The sequence below is a fragment of the Streptomyces phaeochromogenes genome, assembly GCF_001418655.1.
Taxonomy (GTDB): Bacteria; Actinomycetota; Actinomycetes; order Streptomycetales; family Streptomycetaceae; genus Streptomyces; species Streptomyces phaeochromogenes.
In genome coordinates this window covers 1-15,530 of sequence record NZ_LIQZ01000276.1, presented here as the reverse complement: position 1 = coordinate 15,530, position 15,530 = coordinate 1, and the positions used below count along the sequence as shown (strand labels likewise).

Annotated in this window: 14 protein-coding genes; 5 read left to right on the top strand and 9 right to left on the bottom strand. The window is 70.9% G+C overall.

Features of this window, described 5'->3' with window-relative positions; genetic code table 11:
• Positions 1–752: protein tyrosine phosphatase family protein (locus AOK17_RS32020; RefSeq protein ID WP_342671532.1), on the top strand; the 752-nt coding region annotated here is incomplete at its 5' end.
• An 89-nt stretch (positions 753–841) separates the two neighbouring features.
• On the opposite strand, the gene AOK17_RS32015 is transcribed toward AOK17_RS32020, so the two are convergent.
• Both AOK17_RS32015 and AOK17_RS32010 read right to left on the bottom strand, forming a co-directional pair.
• Positions 842–1,105 carry a DUF397 domain-containing protein gene (locus AOK17_RS32015; protein ID WP_055616070.1) on the bottom strand — a complete coding sequence of 88 codons (264 nt, stop codon included), beginning with the start codon at positions 1,103–1,105 and terminating at the stop codon, positions 842–844.
• Positions 1,106–1,966, bottom strand: coding sequence for a helix-turn-helix domain-containing protein (locus tag AOK17_RS32010; protein ID WP_055616069.1), 861 nt, complete (start codon positions 1,964–1,966; stop codon positions 1,106–1,108).
• A gap of 178 nt (positions 1,967–2,144) precedes the next feature.
• Between AOK17_RS32010 and AOK17_RS49085 the strand changes: the two genes are divergently transcribed.
• From AOK17_RS49085 to AOK17_RS31995, 3 genes are all read left to right on the top strand, one after another.
• Positions 2,145–2,843 (top strand): ATP-binding protein, encoded by a 699-nt coding sequence (locus AOK17_RS49085; RefSeq protein ID WP_079053397.1) that lies wholly within the window; start codon positions 2,145–2,147, stop codon positions 2,841–2,843.
• Positions 2,844–2,957: 114 nt separating this feature from the next.
• The gene (locus AOK17_RS32000) at positions 2,958–3,413 is read left to right on the top strand and encodes a hypothetical protein (RefSeq protein WP_055616067.1); all 456 of its coding nucleotides are present in this window, start codon (positions 2,958–2,960) and stop codon (positions 3,411–3,413) included.
• A gap of 404 nt (positions 3,414–3,817) precedes the next feature.
• Positions 3,818–5,680, top strand: a complete 1,863-nt coding sequence (locus AOK17_RS31995) for an ABC transporter ATP-binding protein (protein ID WP_079053399.1) — start codon at positions 3,818–3,820, stop codon at positions 5,678–5,680.
• Between the two features lie 34 nt (positions 5,681–5,714).
• On the opposite strand, the gene AOK17_RS50275 is transcribed toward AOK17_RS31995, so the two are convergent.
• The 4 genes from AOK17_RS50275 to AOK17_RS31980 all read right to left on the bottom strand — a co-directional run bounded on the left by AOK17_RS50275 (position 5,715) and on the right by AOK17_RS31980 (position 9,711).
• Entirely contained in the window at positions 5,715–5,885 is a 171-nt protein-coding gene (locus tag AOK17_RS50275) for a hypothetical protein (protein WP_169801964.1), read from the bottom strand.
• A gap of 188 nt (positions 5,886–6,073) precedes the next feature.
• A complete protein-coding gene (locus AOK17_RS31990; protein ID WP_055616065.1) occupies positions 6,074–6,787 on the bottom strand; it encodes a DUF899 domain-containing protein in 714 nt (237 codons plus the stop codon).
• A 101-nt stretch (positions 6,788–6,888) separates the two neighbouring features.
• Complete coding sequence (locus AOK17_RS31985; RefSeq protein ID WP_055616064.1) at positions 6,889–8,118, bottom strand: cytochrome P450 family protein; 1,230 nt, start codon at positions 8,116–8,118, stop codon at positions 6,889–6,891.
• Positions 8,119–8,214: 96 nt separating this feature from the next.
• Complete coding sequence (locus AOK17_RS31980; RefSeq protein ID WP_079053396.1) at positions 8,215–9,711, bottom strand: amidohydrolase; 1,497 nt, start codon at positions 9,709–9,711, stop codon at positions 8,215–8,217.
• A gap of 159 nt (positions 9,712–9,870) precedes the next feature.
• Here AOK17_RS31980 and AOK17_RS31975 point away from each other — a divergent pair, with 159 nt between their 5' ends.
• On the top strand, positions 9,871–10,821 hold the full coding sequence (locus AOK17_RS31975) for an endonuclease/exonuclease/phosphatase family protein (protein ID WP_055616063.1): 951 nt from the start codon (positions 9,871–9,873) through the stop codon (positions 10,819–10,821).
• A 24-nt stretch (positions 10,822–10,845) separates the two neighbouring features.
• Here AOK17_RS31975 and AOK17_RS31970 read toward each other — a convergent pair whose 3' ends face one another.
• The 3 genes from AOK17_RS31970 to AOK17_RS31960 form a co-directional block, all read right to left on the bottom strand.
• Positions 10,846–12,828, bottom strand: coding sequence for an FUSC family protein (locus tag AOK17_RS31970; protein WP_079053398.1), 1,983 nt, complete (start codon positions 12,826–12,828; stop codon positions 10,846–10,848).
• A gap of 706 nt (positions 12,829–13,534) precedes the next feature.
• Positions 13,535–14,266, bottom strand: a complete 732-nt coding sequence (locus AOK17_RS31965) for a DUF7873 family protein (protein ID WP_055616062.1) — start codon at positions 14,264–14,266, stop codon at positions 13,535–13,537.
• A 41-nt stretch (positions 14,267–14,307) separates the two neighbouring features.
• On the bottom strand, positions 14,308–15,126 hold the full coding sequence (locus tag AOK17_RS31960) for a nucleotidyltransferase domain-containing protein (protein WP_055616061.1): 819 nt from the start codon (positions 15,124–15,126) through the stop codon (positions 14,308–14,310).
• Between the last annotated feature and the right edge of the window lie 404 nt (positions 15,127–15,530).

Here is a 15,530-nt window from a genome sequence, read left to right as displayed (position 1 = left end):
CCCGCGCCCCTCGTCCCCGAGCCTCCGGGTCGCCCATGGCTGTCGTCGCTCCGTCCCCGCCCCGCACCACCCTGCCCACCGGCCGGCCGCGCAGATCCCTGCGCCGAACCGTGCTGAGAGTGCTCGCCGGACTCGGTCTCGGCTATCTCGCTCTCTGGGCGACCGGTGCGCTGGGCATCCTGGCGCTGTCGTACTGGACCCGGGAACAGACACCTCCGCCGGAGGGGACGCACGCGGTCCAGGGCATCCACCACTTCCAGCCCGTGGACGCCGAAGGGGCGCTGTGGCGGGGCGCCGCCCCCTCGCCCGCGGGCTATCGCGAGCTGGCCCGGCTCGGCTTCACCACGGTCGTCGACCTGCGGGCCGAGGACCTGAGCGCCTCCCAGCTGGCCGGGCCGGGCAGGGCGGGCCTCGATGCCGTACGGCTGCCGATCCGGGACGGACAGACCCCGACGCCGCACCAGGTACGACGCTTCCTGAGCGTCGTGGGCGCGGCTCCGGGGCCGGTGTTCGTGCACTGTGGGGCGGGTGTGGGCCGTACGGGGACGATGGCCGCGGCGTATCTCGTGCAGGCCGGGCAGGAGTCCCCGTCGGCGGCGGTCCGGCGCAACCTCGCGGTCGGACCGCCTTCGATCGAGCAGATCTATTACGCGCTGAGCCTCGGCCAGGACCGTGCCGAACAGCCGCCCTTCCCGATCGTGGCGGTGAGCCGGCTGGTGGACGCGCCTCGGCGCATGTGGTCCTGGTGGTGAATCGACTGGGTCACTGGATCAACTGAATGCCAAGGTAGGAAGCACGTGGGACAAGTAGGTGCGGATCAAGGATCGGCCGGTCGGCGGCCTCAGGAGAGCAGGAAGTCGGCCTCCCCCGCCTTGGCTCCCTGGATGAACGCGGTCATCTCGCCGGGGGTGTAGATGAGGGCGGGACCGTCCGGATCCGCCGACTGACGGACCGCGATCCGGCCGTCGGAGAGCTTCATCGCCTCCAGGCAGTTGCCGCCGTTGCCACCGCTCCACGGCTTGTGCCAGCCCTCGCTGCCCAGTTCCCTGGCGGGCATTCCGTTGTAGATCCGCGCGTTGCGTATCCGGGTCTTGATGCGATCCATTCACAGCTCCTTGCGGAGATCCAGCAGGATCTCCTTCGTGCGATGTGCCGTGGCGGCTTGCGCCGCCATGCGGTCCATGACCTCGAGGTGGGTTGCCACCTCGGTACGTCCGTCCAGGTAGACGGCGCCGGTCAGGTACTCGCTGTAGACCATGTCCGGAAGTTCGGGCATGGCAAAGCGGAACAGCACGAAGGGCCCGTACGTGCCCGCGTGCGGCCCCGAGGAGAAGGGGGCGATCTGCAGCGTCACGTTCGGCAGCTTCGTGGCCTCGAGCAGCCTGTCGATCTGGGCGCGCATGACCTCGGGGCCGCCGACGGGGCGGCGCACGGCGGTCTCGTCCATCACGGCCCAGAACCGGGGCGCGCCCTCGCGCGTCAGCAGCTCCTGGCGTTGCATGCGCAGCGCCACATGGCGCTCGATGTCCTCGGGTCTGGTCTGGCCGATGGCGCCGGATTCCATGACGCCACGCGCGTACTCCTCGGTCTGCAGCACTCCGGGAACGAAGTGGGGTTCGTACGAGCGGATGAGGACGGCGGCGCCCTCCAGGCTGACGTACATCGAGAACCAGCCCGGCAGGATGTCGTGGAAGCGCTGCCACCAGCCCGGCTGGTTCGCCTCCTCCGCCAGGACGACGAAGGCCTCGGCCTCTTCGTCGGAGACGCCGTACGACTTCAGCAGGAGCTGGAGGTACGGGATTTTGAGCGCTACCTCGGCCATCTCCATGCGGCGGACGGTGGCGGAGGTGACGCGGAGGATGCGTGCTGCCTCCTCGCGCTTGAGCCCCGCGCGTTCCCGCAGGTCAAGCAGGCGCCGTCCGAGGACGACCTGCCCGACCGTCGGCGCGGACCGCGGCTCGCTCACGTCCACCTCCACTTTGTCCGGACAGCCCGGGCGGCGCCCGTTCGGGCCCCGGAACGGGTACCCAACTGACGCCGCGCCACGTGCTGTTGCGAGCAGTGTGCCATGGCCATACAGCTCGGAACACTGCACTCTGCAATTTTCAGAGTGACACTTGCCAAGTGTTCACGACGGGGAGATAGTGGCAAACGTGATTCCGTCCGCGCCGTTAGGAACAGACGCAGCCGAGGACCGGTTCCGTCTCGGTGCCGCCGCTGGGGCATGCCCCGAGACGGCCGCCGAGCGTCGGTTCCGCTTCGAGCTGGCCGCACATCCGGGCTCCGCAGCACAGGCCCGGCATCTGACGCGTGCCCGGCTCTCGGGCTGGTCGGTCTGTGAGGACACCTGCGACACGGCGGAGCTCGTCGTCTCCGAACTGGTCACCAACGCCATAGTGCACACGGCGAGCCGCCATGTGGTGTGCGAGCTGCACGACGGCGGCGACCTGGTGCGGATAGCCGTCCGCGACGAAGGATGTGCGCCGGGTGAGCCCCACCCGTCGCCACAGCGTCCCGAGGAGGAGCACGGGAGGGGATTGCTTCTCGTCGCGGCGATGTGCACAGCCTGGGGCGCCCAGGAGACCGGTCCCGGACTGTTGGTCTGGGCCGAACTGCCGCGCTCGGCGAACAACGGCGCCGAGCCGCGGTCGGACCTGGGCTGGAGTGCGAGGAGCCGGCCGGCCCCAGCCGGCTCCTCGCCAACCGGGGAGCACACACACGTAGACCGCTCGCACGGAGAGCACCCACACGGCGAGCATTCGCACGGGGAACACGCGCAGGGGGAACACGCGCATGCGGAGCCGAGCGGCTCGCAGCCACCCCCGGCCGGGCACGACTGGTAGAGACCTTGGCAGTGATCTTGGCAGTGGCCTGAATCGTTCCAGCCGCGTCCCGGCTGGTGCGGTGACAGCCGTTTCCGGATGGTTCGGAAAAATTGGAGAACGGACGGGGGCTGAATGGGTGTGAGGGCAACGTCGGCCGGTGCGCCACGGGTGCTGAACCTGGACACGCTGGTCCGCCTGGAGCGCGGCCTGCGGACGAAGTCCGGGACCGGGCCTTCGCGGCGGCTGACCGTGCCGGAGGGCATGCGGGCACCGCTGGGCTGTGACGCGGTGGCCATGCCCGCGAGACTCGGCCCGCTGCTGATGCCCCGCCTGCCACGCGTCGGCTGTGTGTACGCCGACAGCACGCACTGGTGGTGGCTCGTGCCCTCCGACTCCGACGTCGCGCTCGATTGGCCGGCGCCCGCGCACTACGCCACGGGGGCGCTCGTACCCGCCGCGCCCGGTCTCCCCGGGCTCATTCACAAGCCCGGCGGCACGCTTCCCTACACGCCTCCGATCCCGCTCTATCTGGCGCTGTGCCGGTTGACGGGGACTCCGCCGGCCTGGACGAGGCCGGTCAGCGCGTGAGCGCTCCGCCGGGGTGCGCCGCATTCGTCTGCGGGTAGTCGTGGGCTGGTCGCGCGGCGAAGCCGCTTGTGTCACAACCCCGCGCCCCTTCGGGGCGCGCCCCCACAGTGCGCGGCCGTGAGCGCCCGGGCGTGCTCCGGTTACGCCGTGGCGGACCGGGCGCGCGCCCTGCCCGATGACGTCCCGCGCCGCGATAGTGGCCGTTCGTCCACGATCGGGGGAGGTCACCGGTGGGACCTGCGGAATCTGCGGGGGCTGCGAAGAAGACCGGGCGGAGAACCACGAAGAAGACCGGGCCGACGGGATCCGTGAACGGGAAACCCGGCGTGGCCGGTCCCGAACCGTCCGATCCCGAGCCGTCCGAGTCCGAGCGGCTGCTCTTCGGCGGTCCGTTGCGCTACGACATGGGCTGGTCGCAGCACTCCGACGCGTTTCTGGAGCTGAACTTCCGGGCCATGGTGACGCGGCTGCCCACGCTGCTGGCCTCCAGTTTCCGGCTCGCCTGGCAGGCGGACCGGCGGGCGGCACGGATCGTGGTGGGCGCGGAGGTGGTCCGCGGCCTGGCCCAGGCGGTGAGCCTGCTGGCCGTCAACAGCGTCCTGGGGCGCCTGATGGCGACCGGCCCGGTGGAGGACCGGCTGCGCGACGCGGTGCCCGCGCTCGTCGTCGTCGCCGTCGTGATGCTGGTCGCCGCACTGCTGCGAGCCGCCTCGACATACGCCACGGGCCGCCTCGAACCGAAGGTCGAGCGCGTCGCGACGGAGCTGTATCTGGAGCGGGCGGCGGCCGTCGAGCTGTCCGCGATCGAGGACGAGGCCTTCCACAAGCTGCTGGACACGGCACAGTACGGCGCCTCGTCCGCCCGGCGAATGATCAGGATCGCCACGCGCGTGGTGAACGCGGGGATCTCGCTGATCGCGGCGGCCGGCGTGCTGACGGTGCTGCACGTGGCGCTGCTGCCGCTGCTGGTGACGATGACGCTGCCGAGCGCGTGGAGCGCGCTGACCATGGCGCGGCACCGCTACGCGTCGTTCCACGCCTGGGTGCAGCATGCCCGGGCCGGCCAGCTGATCAGCGGTCTGCTCACCGAGCCCGCCGCGGCACCCGAGATCCGCGTCCACGGGGTCGGCCCCTTCCTGCTGCGGCACTTCCGCGCGATGTCGGAGTCCGCCGAGGCGGAACAGGCCCGGCTGGCCCGGCTGGGAGCACGGACCGGACTGATCGCGGCCGCCTGGACGGGCCTCGCGACCGTGGCGACGTACGCGACGCTCGGCGGGCTGCTGCTGGCCGGTGCGATGGCGCTGTCCGTGGCGGGCACGGCGGTGATCGCGATCCGTACGGGCTCCGGGAATCTCGACACGCTCGTCCTGGAGGTCAACAGCCTCCATGAGGAAGCCCTGTTCGTCGGGGATCTTCAACGTCTGTACGTGGAGGCGGCCGAGCGCGCGATCCCGGTCGGCGGCGAACCGCTGCCCGAGGAACCGCGCGAGATCCGCTTCGAGAACGTCACGTTCACCTATCCGGGCAGTGCGGCACGCCCCGCGCTGTCGGACCTGACGCTCAGCGTGCCGCTCGGCAAGATCGTGGCGCTGGTCGGGGAGAACGGCTCCGGGAAGACCACCCTGGTCAAGCTGTTGTCGGGCCTGTACGCGCCGCAGCGGGGCCGGATCATGTGGGACGGCGTGGACGCGGCGACCGCCGACCGGCATCAACTCGCCGAGCGCATCGCGATGGTGGCGCAGGACTTCAAGAGGTGGCCGTTCACGGCCCGGGTGAACGTCGCGATCGGCCGGACGTCGGCGCCGCTCACCGACGAGCGGCTGCGCACGTCCGTCACCGAGGCGGGCGCCGAGGACGTGGTGGCCGATCTGCCGCGCGGTCTGGACACGCTGCTGGCCCGTATGTTCAGCGGCGGCCACGAACTGTCGGGCGGCCAGTGGCAGCGGCTCGGTATCGCGCGGGCGGCGTACCGCAGGGGCGCGATCCTGGTCGTGGACGAACCGACGGCGGCTCTCGACGCCCGCGCCGAGCTGGAGGTCTTCGAGAAGATCCGGGCCCTCGCGGGTACCGGTCAGACGGTCATCCTCATCACGCACCGCCTCGCGTCGGTGCGCCACGCCGACCTGGTGCACGTCCTCGACCAGGGCCGGCTCGTGGAGTCCGGCACTCCCGAGGAGCTGCTGTCCTCGGGTGGGGTCTACGCCGAGCTGTACTCGCTGCAGGCGGAGCAGTTCGCCGCCAGGGTGCCGGCGCCGAAGGCCGGGTGAGGCCTCCGGTGGCGGCCGGCCCGGCTCATCCGGCTCACTCGGCGAGTTCCCGCACGACCACCAGGAAGGCGTCCGTCGACAGGTCCATGATGACCTCGACGTGCTGCCCCTCCAGGCGGCGCGCCTGCGCGAACTCCTCGGCCGGCCACGAACCACGCGGCCCACCGGCGGGAAAGCGCTCCAGCACCGTTCGCCCGTTCACCACGTTGCACCTCCATGTAGCGCTGCTCTCCTGAGACCTCTTGAGAGCCTTTGAAGAGTTAAACGCCAAACATGGGGTGGACGTCTCGCGAAGTGACGTTACTGAGACGTAGCTGACACGTGGCCATCACACCTCGAACTCAGTCCTCGTACTCGGTCCTCGCACTCAATCCTCGTACCCAGGCCTCACGCTCAGTCCTCGTACTCGTCGTGGTACCGGACGCGCTCGCTGCCCGCGGGCGCGCCCAGTGCCGACGCGCGCCCCTCCGGCTGCTCCCATTCCTCCTGCCTGCCGAGGGCGGTGAGGTCCAGGAGACTCGTGGTGGAGCCCAGTCCGTCCAATCCGCGCTCGTACGTCGAGTACGTGTGGAAGATCCGCTCACGGTCGCGGAGGAAACAGCTCAGCCCGGGCCGTTCGTACGCGTCGTGGCTCTGGCCGCCGGCGCTGCTGTCGTGGCCCTCGAACGACACCTGGAAGTCGTGGTTGAAGTCGTTGCCGTACGACGAGTACCAGGGCACCGTCCATCCCATCCGAGCCTTGAAGGGCAGGAGCTTTGTGTACGGCGCCCTGGAGACCACTGCCAACTCCGTGCCCCGCGCGTGCAGATGCGCGAGGTGCCCGATCTGGTCGACGAACCCCGAGCAGCTGCGGCAGCCCGCGTCCCACTCCGGCGCGAACATGAAGTGGTAGAGGACGAGTTGAGGCCGCCCTTCGAAGAGGTCGAACAGCGTCGCCTTGCCGTCCCCGCCCTCGAAGACGTACTCCTTGTCGATCTCGACCATCGGCAGTCGTCGCCGCTCGGCGTTCAGCGCGTCACGCGCGCGGGTCGCTGCCTTCTCCCTGACCAGCAGTTCCTCGCGCGCGCCGCGCCACTCGTCGCGCGACACGATCCGCGGAAGCGTCATCTGCCCCTCCTCCGGTGCGGTGCTTTCCCTGGGGTGGACCGGAGGGAGGAGCGGAACTCATCGGTGGGGCGCGGAATTTCTTTCTTCAGTCAGTCAGTACGTCAGTACGTCACCGGAAGCGCGAGCAGGCCGCGGGCGCGGAGGGACGGTCGCCACCGGAGGTCGCCCGGGTCGCCGTCGAGTTTCAGATCGGGGAGGCGTTCCAGGAGGGCGGCCAGGGCGATCTCCGTCTCCAGTCGGGCCAGCGGTGCGCCCAGGCAGTAGTGGATGCCGTGTCCGAGCGCGAGATGTCCGGTGGCGTCGCGCCCGAGGTCGAACCGGTCGGCGTCCGGGAAGCGGCGGGGGTCGCGGTTGGCGGCGGCCAGGGACAGCAGGACCGTCTCGCCCGCCGGGACGGTGACGTCGCCGATCGTCACGTCCTCCCGCGGGAAGCGGCGGATGGCCAGCAGGGCGGGTCCGTCGTAGCGGACGAACTCCTCGACGGCGGCCGGGAGTCGGCTGGGGTCCGCGCGGAGAGCGGCCAGTTGGTCGGGGTGCTGGAGCAGCGCGAGGACCGCGGTGCCGATGAGCTGCACGGTGTTCTCGTAGCCCGCGAAGAGGATAAGGAAGGCGAGCGACATCAGCTCGTCCTCGGAGAGCCGGTCGCTCCCCGCACGGTCATTGCCCGTACTGCCGCTCTCGTCCCTGACCGCGATGAGGTCGGAGAGCAGGTCGTCGGCGGGCTCCTTCCGCTTGGCGGCGAGGAGTTGGGTGAAGAAGCCGAGCATCGCCACGACGGCCTCTTTGGCTGCCTGCGGCCTGGCCGGGTCCGGCGCGACGAGCACATCGGTCCAGGCCCGGAAGTCACGGCGATGCCCGTCCGGTACACCGAGCAGGTCGCAGATGACGGTGATGGGGAGCGGGGCGGCGTAGGCGGCGATCAGGTCCGTACTGCCGTGCGGGCCACCGCTCGTACCCAGTGCGTCGAGGAGGTGGTCGGCGGTCCTCCTGATGGGGGCGCGCAGTTGCTCGACGCGGCGCGTCGTGAAGGCCCGGCCGACCAGGCGGCGGATGCGGGTGTGGTCGGGCGGGTCCATGTTGAGAAGGTTCGCGTCCAGGGCCGGCGGCAGAGCGAAGCCCTTGTAACCCCCGGGCAGCGCATGCCGCTTGTCCAGCGAGAGAAGCGGGTTCGCCAGGGCCTCGCGTACGTCGTCGTAACGCGTGACCAGCCAGGCGGGGCTGCCGTCGGGACCGGTGACGCGATGCACGGGCGCGGTGTCACGAAGCCGGTCGTAGACGGCGTACGGGTGAGTGAGGAGGCCGTCGGTGAGGAGGTCCTGGTCAGTGGACATGGGACCACCCTAAGCGCCCCTTTAAGGGGCGCGGGGAACTGCGCGCCCAGCCCCCACCAGCCCGCAGCAGAACGAACCACGCACCCAGCGGAGCGCTCAGGTGTTGTAGTCCTGGATCCGCTTCCCGTGGCTCCGGTCGATCAGCGCGGGCATCCGTTCGTTCATCTCCCGCACGATCGCGGGCACATCGAGCGTGAGCAGCTCACGGTCGCGCATGATCACCCGCCCGTCGACGATCGTCGTGCGTACGTCACCGGAGCGGGCGCTGTGTACGAGGGTGGCGGCGAGGTCGTGCACGGGCTGGGTGTGCGGTCCGCTCACGTCGACGAGGATGATGTCGGCGCGGCGCCCCGGCGCGAGGCTGCCGATCTCCTCGCCGAGGCCGACCGCCCGCGCGCTCTGCAACGTGGCGTGGTGCAGGGCCTGTCGGGAGGTCAGCCTGCGCGGGTCGCCCTCGGTGAACTTCTGCACCAGCGCGGTGAGGGCCATGGACTCCCACACGTCCAGGGAGCTGTTGGACGCGGCCCCGTCCGTCGCGAGGCCCACGGGGATGCCGAGTTCGCGGAGTGCGCGTACCGGAGTCGTCGTGGGCCAGGCGAACTTGAGGTAGCCGCGGGGCGCGCTGGCCACGGCGATCCGGCCGGTGGCGCGGGCCAGTACGGGCAGGTCGCGCTCCATGATGCCCGTGCCGTGCGCGATGAGCAGGTCCGTGTCGAGGAGCCCCGCGTCGGCCAGCACCTCGATGGGTGTGCGGCCGTGGCGGGCGAGGCTGGTGTCGGCCTGGTCGCGGTTCTCGGAGGCGTGGATGTGCACCAACAGGCCGTGTTCCTTGGCGAGTTGGGCGGTGGCGGCGAGGTCGGCGTCCTCGACGGTGTACGGGGCGTGCGGCGCGAGTGATGTGGTGATGCGGCCGTCGGCGGAGTCGCGGTGGCTGAGGGCGAAGTCCAGCGACTGTTCGCGTCCCTCGGCGCCCTGGGAGGAGAAGAAGGCCTGTCCGAGGTTGGCGCGCATCCCGCTCTCGGCGGTCACGGCGGCGACGGTGTCCATCGAGAAGTAGTGGTCCGCGAAGCAGGTGACCCCGCCCCGGATCATCTCGGCGCAGGCGAGCCGCGCGCCCAACTCCACGTCCTTCTCCTGGAGGTTGGACTCGATGGGCCAGACGAAGTCGTTGAACCACTCCTCGATGGGCAGGTCCTCCGCGATGCCCCGCAGGGTGACCATCGGGGCGTGCGTATGGCAGTTGACGAGACCGGGCATCGCGACCTGGCCGCGAGCGTCGATGCGCTCGGTGTGCTCCGCGGCCGGGACATCGACCGGTCCAGTGGTGACGGCCTCGATGCGACCACCCCGTACGACGATGGTGGCGTCCTCGACGAAGCCGATCTGTTCTTGATCGTCGTGCACGAGGGCGGTGCACCGGGTGATGATGAGATCGGCCGGGAGGTCGGTTCGGAGACCGGCCGGGAGGTCGGTTCGGAGACCGGCCGGGAGATCGATTGGGACACCGGCCGAGGTCTTCGTGCCGGGCGGGTGGGCCTGATCTCCGGCAGAGGTGTTGGTCGTCGCGTCGGGCGTGGGCTCGGGCGAGGTCATCACGCCACGGTACGACGGGATCGTGCCGTCGGGTGACGTGAACCGCGCATCCTGGCTGCCTCTAGTCGCCCTTGCCTCCCCGGCGGTTTCCCGCGCACGCTGGCCTCACCATTCGACGGGCGGCGCCCCTTGGAGGGCGCGTCCGGGAAGGAGCCCGGCATGCTCCTCGGCACCTGGAACCTGGAGAACCTGTACCGGCCCGGCGGCGCGTTCGGACCGCGCAGCGAGGCCGCGTACAAGGCGAAGCTCACCGCGCTGGCCTCGGTCGTCACGGAACTCGACCCCACGCTGCTCGGCGTGCAGGAGGTCGGCGATCCGGAGGCGCTGGCGGACCTGGCCGGGATGCTGGACGGCGACTGGCACATCGCGCTCTCGGAGCATCCGGACAGCCGCGGCATCAGGGTCGGCTTCCTCAGCCGCCCGGAACCGCGGACGATCATCGACACGAACTCCTTCCCCGCACCGCTGCGACCGGTTCAGGGTGACGACGACGGCGAACCGGTGTCCAGGACGGGCCGCGGCTTCCTGGCCACGGAGATCACCACGCAGGGGATGACTCTGACCGTGGCGGTCTGCCATCTCAAGTCGAAGCTGCTGACGTTCCCGGGCGGCCGGTTCCAGCCCCGCAACGAGGGCGAGCGGGCCCGCTACGGCGCGTACGCCCTGTACCGGCGGGCCGCCGAAGCCACGACGCTGCGTGCCGTCGCCGACGACCTCCTCGACGGCAAGGGCAAGGAGCGGAACGTGGCCGTGCTCGGCGACCTCAACGACGAGGTCACGGCCGCTACCACCCAGATCCTCCAGGGCCCGCCGGGTTCGGAGATCGGCACGCCGGGCTTCGAACGGCCCGACAAGGGCGACGCGGCCCGGCTCTGGAACATCGCGCCCCTCATCCCGGAGGAGCAGCGCTTCTCCCGCGTCCACTCCGGCCGCCCCGAACTCATCGACCACATACTGGTCAGCCGACTGCTGCTCGACCATGTGACCGGGGCGGGGACGGGGACGCCTGTCCGGGAGACCCCTCTGCCGTCGGTCGACGAGGACCCTGGGCCACGGCGGGACGCGGCGGGGTCGGACCATGCGCCGGTGTGGGTGCGGATAGAACCCTGAGGGGAGCCCTGACAGGTCCGCCGCTCAGGCGCTGAGGAGGTCGGCCGGAGGGTCCGCGAGGCCGGCGCGCTCGCGCTGCTCGACGAGTTCGTCGAGGAGGGTGGCGAGACGCTCGGTGTGCCGCGGGGTGAGCCGGCCCGTGTCGTCGAGGTGCACGGCACAGGCGGTGGTGGTGTCGACGAGGCGTTCGAGGGTGGCCGCGACCTCGTCGGTGCCCTCCGTGTGCCGGGCCAGGGTGGGCAGTTCGGCGGCGGCACGGTCGATCGCGGCCCGGGCCTCGGCCAGCTTCCGGTAGGCCTCGCGGCGCAGCGCCCAGCGGGCGGCCCGGTCGTCGGCGCCGCTCAGTACGTGGGTGAGATACGCGTGGGCGGCGTCGGTGGCGGCGTCCAACCGCGCCCTCACGTTCCCGCCGCGCTGTCCCGGAGCCGGCAGATGTCCCACGATCAGCACGATCGCGCAGGCCAGCAACGTCTCGCCGATACGGCTCCAGGAGGCCTCCGGCTCCCCGCCGACCATGACGAGGGCGAGTACGAGCACGGTGACGACGGCGGTCTGCGCGGCGAAGTGCCTGGTGGCGACGGGTATCAGGGCACCGCTGATCGCCACGAGCGCCACGAGCCCCTCCGGCCGGGGCAGCACCGCCGCGAACCCCGCGAAGACGAGGGCACCCAGGACGGTGCCGGCCGCCCGGTTCAGTACGCGCGAGACGAGCGGCCCCAGGTCCGGCTTCACAAGGAAGACTGCGGTTGCCGGCAGCCAGTACCAGTGCACGTGGTGCAGGGCCTGCGCGACGGCCGCGCTGGCGCCGTAGCAGAGGGCGACGCGGAAGCCGTACTCACGGCCGCCCTGGCCTGTGACCGTGCGGAGCAGGGCCTTGGCGCGAAGGGGGCGCAGACGCAGGCCCTTGTGCGCGGTCTGGCGGGCGCCGCGGTCGAGGGGGTTGGTGCCCGCGTTGCTGTGGAGGGCGGCGCTGTGCTGATCACCGGCCTTGTCGCTGCGGGTCTTCTCACCGTCAATCCGCCGGCTGCCGGGATTCTTGCCGCCGGTCTGCTTGCCGCCGCGGTCGAAGGTCTCGGCGGCGTGCAGGAGGGCGTCGTCGAGGGCGCGCAGTCCGGGTACGGACCTGGCGGGCGCGGGCAGCGGCCCGCAGGGCTCGCCGGTCCGTACGGCGACGGCGAGCCGTCGCGGCCCCTCCGCCGTACGGGCGGGCAGCGCGTCCCCGGCCCAGGCCAGCGCGGTCGCGGCCTCGGCGAGCGGCAGCGCGGCGGCGTACTGCGCCCGCAGCCGCCGCTCGGCGGAGGAACTGGCGTACCGCCGCAGCCGGGGCCCCGCGAGGGCGTCCTGCGCGTGGTCGAGCGCGGCGGTGAGGGCGGCCCGTCGGGCCCCGGCCTGCTCGCCGCCGGCCGCGGCGAGCAACTCGGCGATGGCGTCGTAGACGTCCGCGACGGCCACCCGCTCCCCGTCGAACCGGAAGTCGTGGGCGAGGGCCCCGGGCGTGGGCAGCGCAAGCCGCAGCGCGATCAGCCAGGCGCCGCCGGCCAGAAAGAACAGGGCCCGCTGCCAGCCAGGTTCGGGCAGGGGCATCCCGGCCCCGATGGCCGCGGCGACGAGCAGCTGGGTACCGGCGCCGGAGGACACGGGCCCCACGGCGCTCACAGCCCCGGCGAGCAGACCGAGCGCGGTGAGTATCAAGGTCAGCGGGACGGCCCCGAGGCCCTCCCCCGCGTACGTACCGACGACGAGCCCCGCGGCCCCGGCGAGTCCGGGCACCCCGATGCGGTGCACGGCGGTCCGCCGGCTTCCGGGCCGGTCGTTGATCCCGGCGAGCATGGCTCCCAGGGCGGCCATGACCCCGACGGACTCCCGCCCGGCGAGCACGGCCGCGAGCAACAGCGGCCCGGCGGCGAGCGCCCCGCGCAGGACGGCATTCCACGGCACGGGCCCCCTTTGCGCACGCAGCGCATGCGTGAGCCAGGGGGGCAGGGCAACGGAGAAGGGTCGCGGCACGGGCACGGGGCTCCTGTCGGGACGAGGGCGGTTGCGGGTGGCATGCCTTCGGGCGACGTCGGCCTGGGCGGTGGTGCTTACGGTAGGTCGGGTTCCTGGAGGGTATGGGGTCTACACGTTTCGGGGATGTGACGATTGTCGTAGTGGGCCGCGTTCTTTATGTACGCAATCGGGAGCGGGCCGGGTGTACGTCTCCCAGAGGCGGCCTCAGCGGCCTCATCCGCGCGCGAAACAGGTGCAGCGCAGGAGGCAGCGCAGGAGGTGGCGCCGGAGGCAGCTCCAAACAGGAGCGGGCCCGGAGGCGTAGCCGGCCCCCGAGCCCTGTGATGCCACCCATGTCGCACACCGGCACGCTTGAGAACTCAGGTCAGTGTTATGTCGCCGCGTCCTGCCTTTGGACCACCGCACATCGAGCTGTGCGGGCCGGACTTGAACCGGCATTTCGACGCCCGGAGCCTGAGTCCGGTCGATCCGGCGATCGGTGGCGAATGCTGAGTCTGGAGCAATAGTCTGAGATTGATCGCGGTCTGCCTCTGCCAGTTGGGCTACCGCGGCGCGAGACACCGTGTACGACTTGTACGGGTGCCGAGTTGGTGCCGCGGGGAGGACTCGAACCTCCACTGGAACCGCGCAGTCACGACAAGCTTCAGTTTCAGCTTGCGCTCCTCGCGCACCCCGGTCTCAGTGGACCGGGGAGTCTTCGAGGCTACCCGAACAGGTAGCCGAACACGGCGTCTCCGACACGCTGGTCGGTGACGTCGGCGCCATTCGCCTCTTCCCGGGCGAACTTGACGGCCTGCTGCATCTTCTCGACGCGGTCGAGCAGTTCGTTGACGCGCCGCGCGGGAAGGGCACCGGAGAACTTCACGGTCGTCCAGTACCCGACGGGGATGTCCTCGTAGTACACCTCGACCTGCGCCGGATGCTTGTCGGTCGCCTCCGCCTTCACGTGGTTGCGCGGGACCTTCTTCGTACGCAGCGTCCTGACCGGCTCGGTCTTCCACGCGTCGGCCGACGGGTCCTGCACCCACGACTCGGAGGCGTCGAGCACGGGCAGCTTCCGCACGAAGGTGTTGAGATCGGTGAGCTGCTTCTCCAGGAAGAGCAGATAGGACACCGGAACATCGGCGACGAGCACCCGCCCGTCGACCTTGACGTCCGCGCGGGCCGTGCAGTTGGCCCAGTCCTTGGTGGCGGTCACGTCGAACAGCCGCGTCAGCGTGGCCGCGGTGTCCCGCAGCACGTCCTCGGCCTGCACCTGCACCCGAGTCGACTCGGGCGGCAACTGCTCACCCTCCTCGTCCTTGGGCTGATACGTACGCGAGATGCCCGCCAGCAACGCCGGCTTCTGCAGCCCGTGATGGGCAGCCGTCAGGTCCTGATGAGACTTGGACTTGATGCCCTTCTCGACCGCGATGATCTGATTGAGTTTCGCCACGTCGGTGACGGTAGCAGTGTCAACTTGACGTTTTCCAAGGGTTATTCGTCGGCGTCCATTGCGGCCCCGTCCGATTGCGGCCCCGTCCGTTCGAAGAGGGTCTGGGCCGCCGCTATGGCCCGAAGCAACGGGTTCGCGCCCGAGTCCGCCTCCGGTTCCGCGCCCGATTCCGTGGACAACGAGCCGATGATGTCGTCGACGCCCCGCAGCCCCGCCCGCTCCAGCAACCGCTTCTCGTTCGTCACCCACTCCCCCCGTGCCGCCAGTACCGCGTGCCCGGCCTGCATGGCGGCTGTGGCGATGGCGCCCGCGGTCTCCGTGCGGCGGCCGTTCGGGGCGTGGTTGGTCTTGGCGTACGCGAGGGTCATGCGGGCGGTGTCGTGCCAGCGGGTGTGGGCGGTGTGGCGGAGCTTGTCCGGGTAGGCCGCCGGGCGGGGCAGGGTGCCGTGGAGCACCTTGTTGACGGCCAGTTCGGCGACCAGCAGGTAGCTGGGGATTCCGGCGAGGTGGAAGAGCAGCGGTTCGACGTGGAAGCGGCCCTCCTCCGCCTCCGCCAACTCGTGTTCGACGACGTCGAGGTCGCGGTAATGGACGTCGACACGGCGGCCGTCGATCGTGAGCCACGCGCCGCCGTTGAAGACGCCGCCTCCCCAGCCGCCGATCTCTGAGACCTCGCCCTCCCAGCCGATGGCACGGAGGGCGGCGGGGGTGAAGTCGCCGCGGTAGTAGACCGCCAGGTCCCAGTCGCTGGCGGGGGTGTGGGTGCCCTGGGCCCGGGAGCCGCCCAGGGCCACCGCCCGGACCGCCGGGAGGGCGGCCAGGCGGTCGGTGACGGTGTCGAGGAAAGCGCGGTCGTTCACTGGTGGTCACTCGCAGAGTTGTTGCTCAAGGTTTCTTACTCACGGGGTTGTTGATCACAGGGCTCTCTTGGTCATGGTTCTCTTAGTCATGGGGCTCTTGGTCATGGGGGGTGCTGGTCGCGGGGCTGTTGAGCCCGGGACAGGGCGTCATCCGCGAGGCGGTCGCCCGAGCCCTGGGCACTCATCACAGGCGGGCGGCGCTCCGGGCCTCGCTCCTGAAGGGCGCGTCACGGTCGCCTCGGGGGTACGCCGATCGTTACGCCGCCGCTGACCGTGTGCGCCTGGACCACGGCGCTGTGCCGCACGTCGCCACTGATGGTGTTGTGGAGGGAGCCCGGGGTGGGGGCAGTGGAGGGCGGGGTCAACTCGTCCAGCAGCGCACGGAGTTCGGGGGCAGCCGCGGG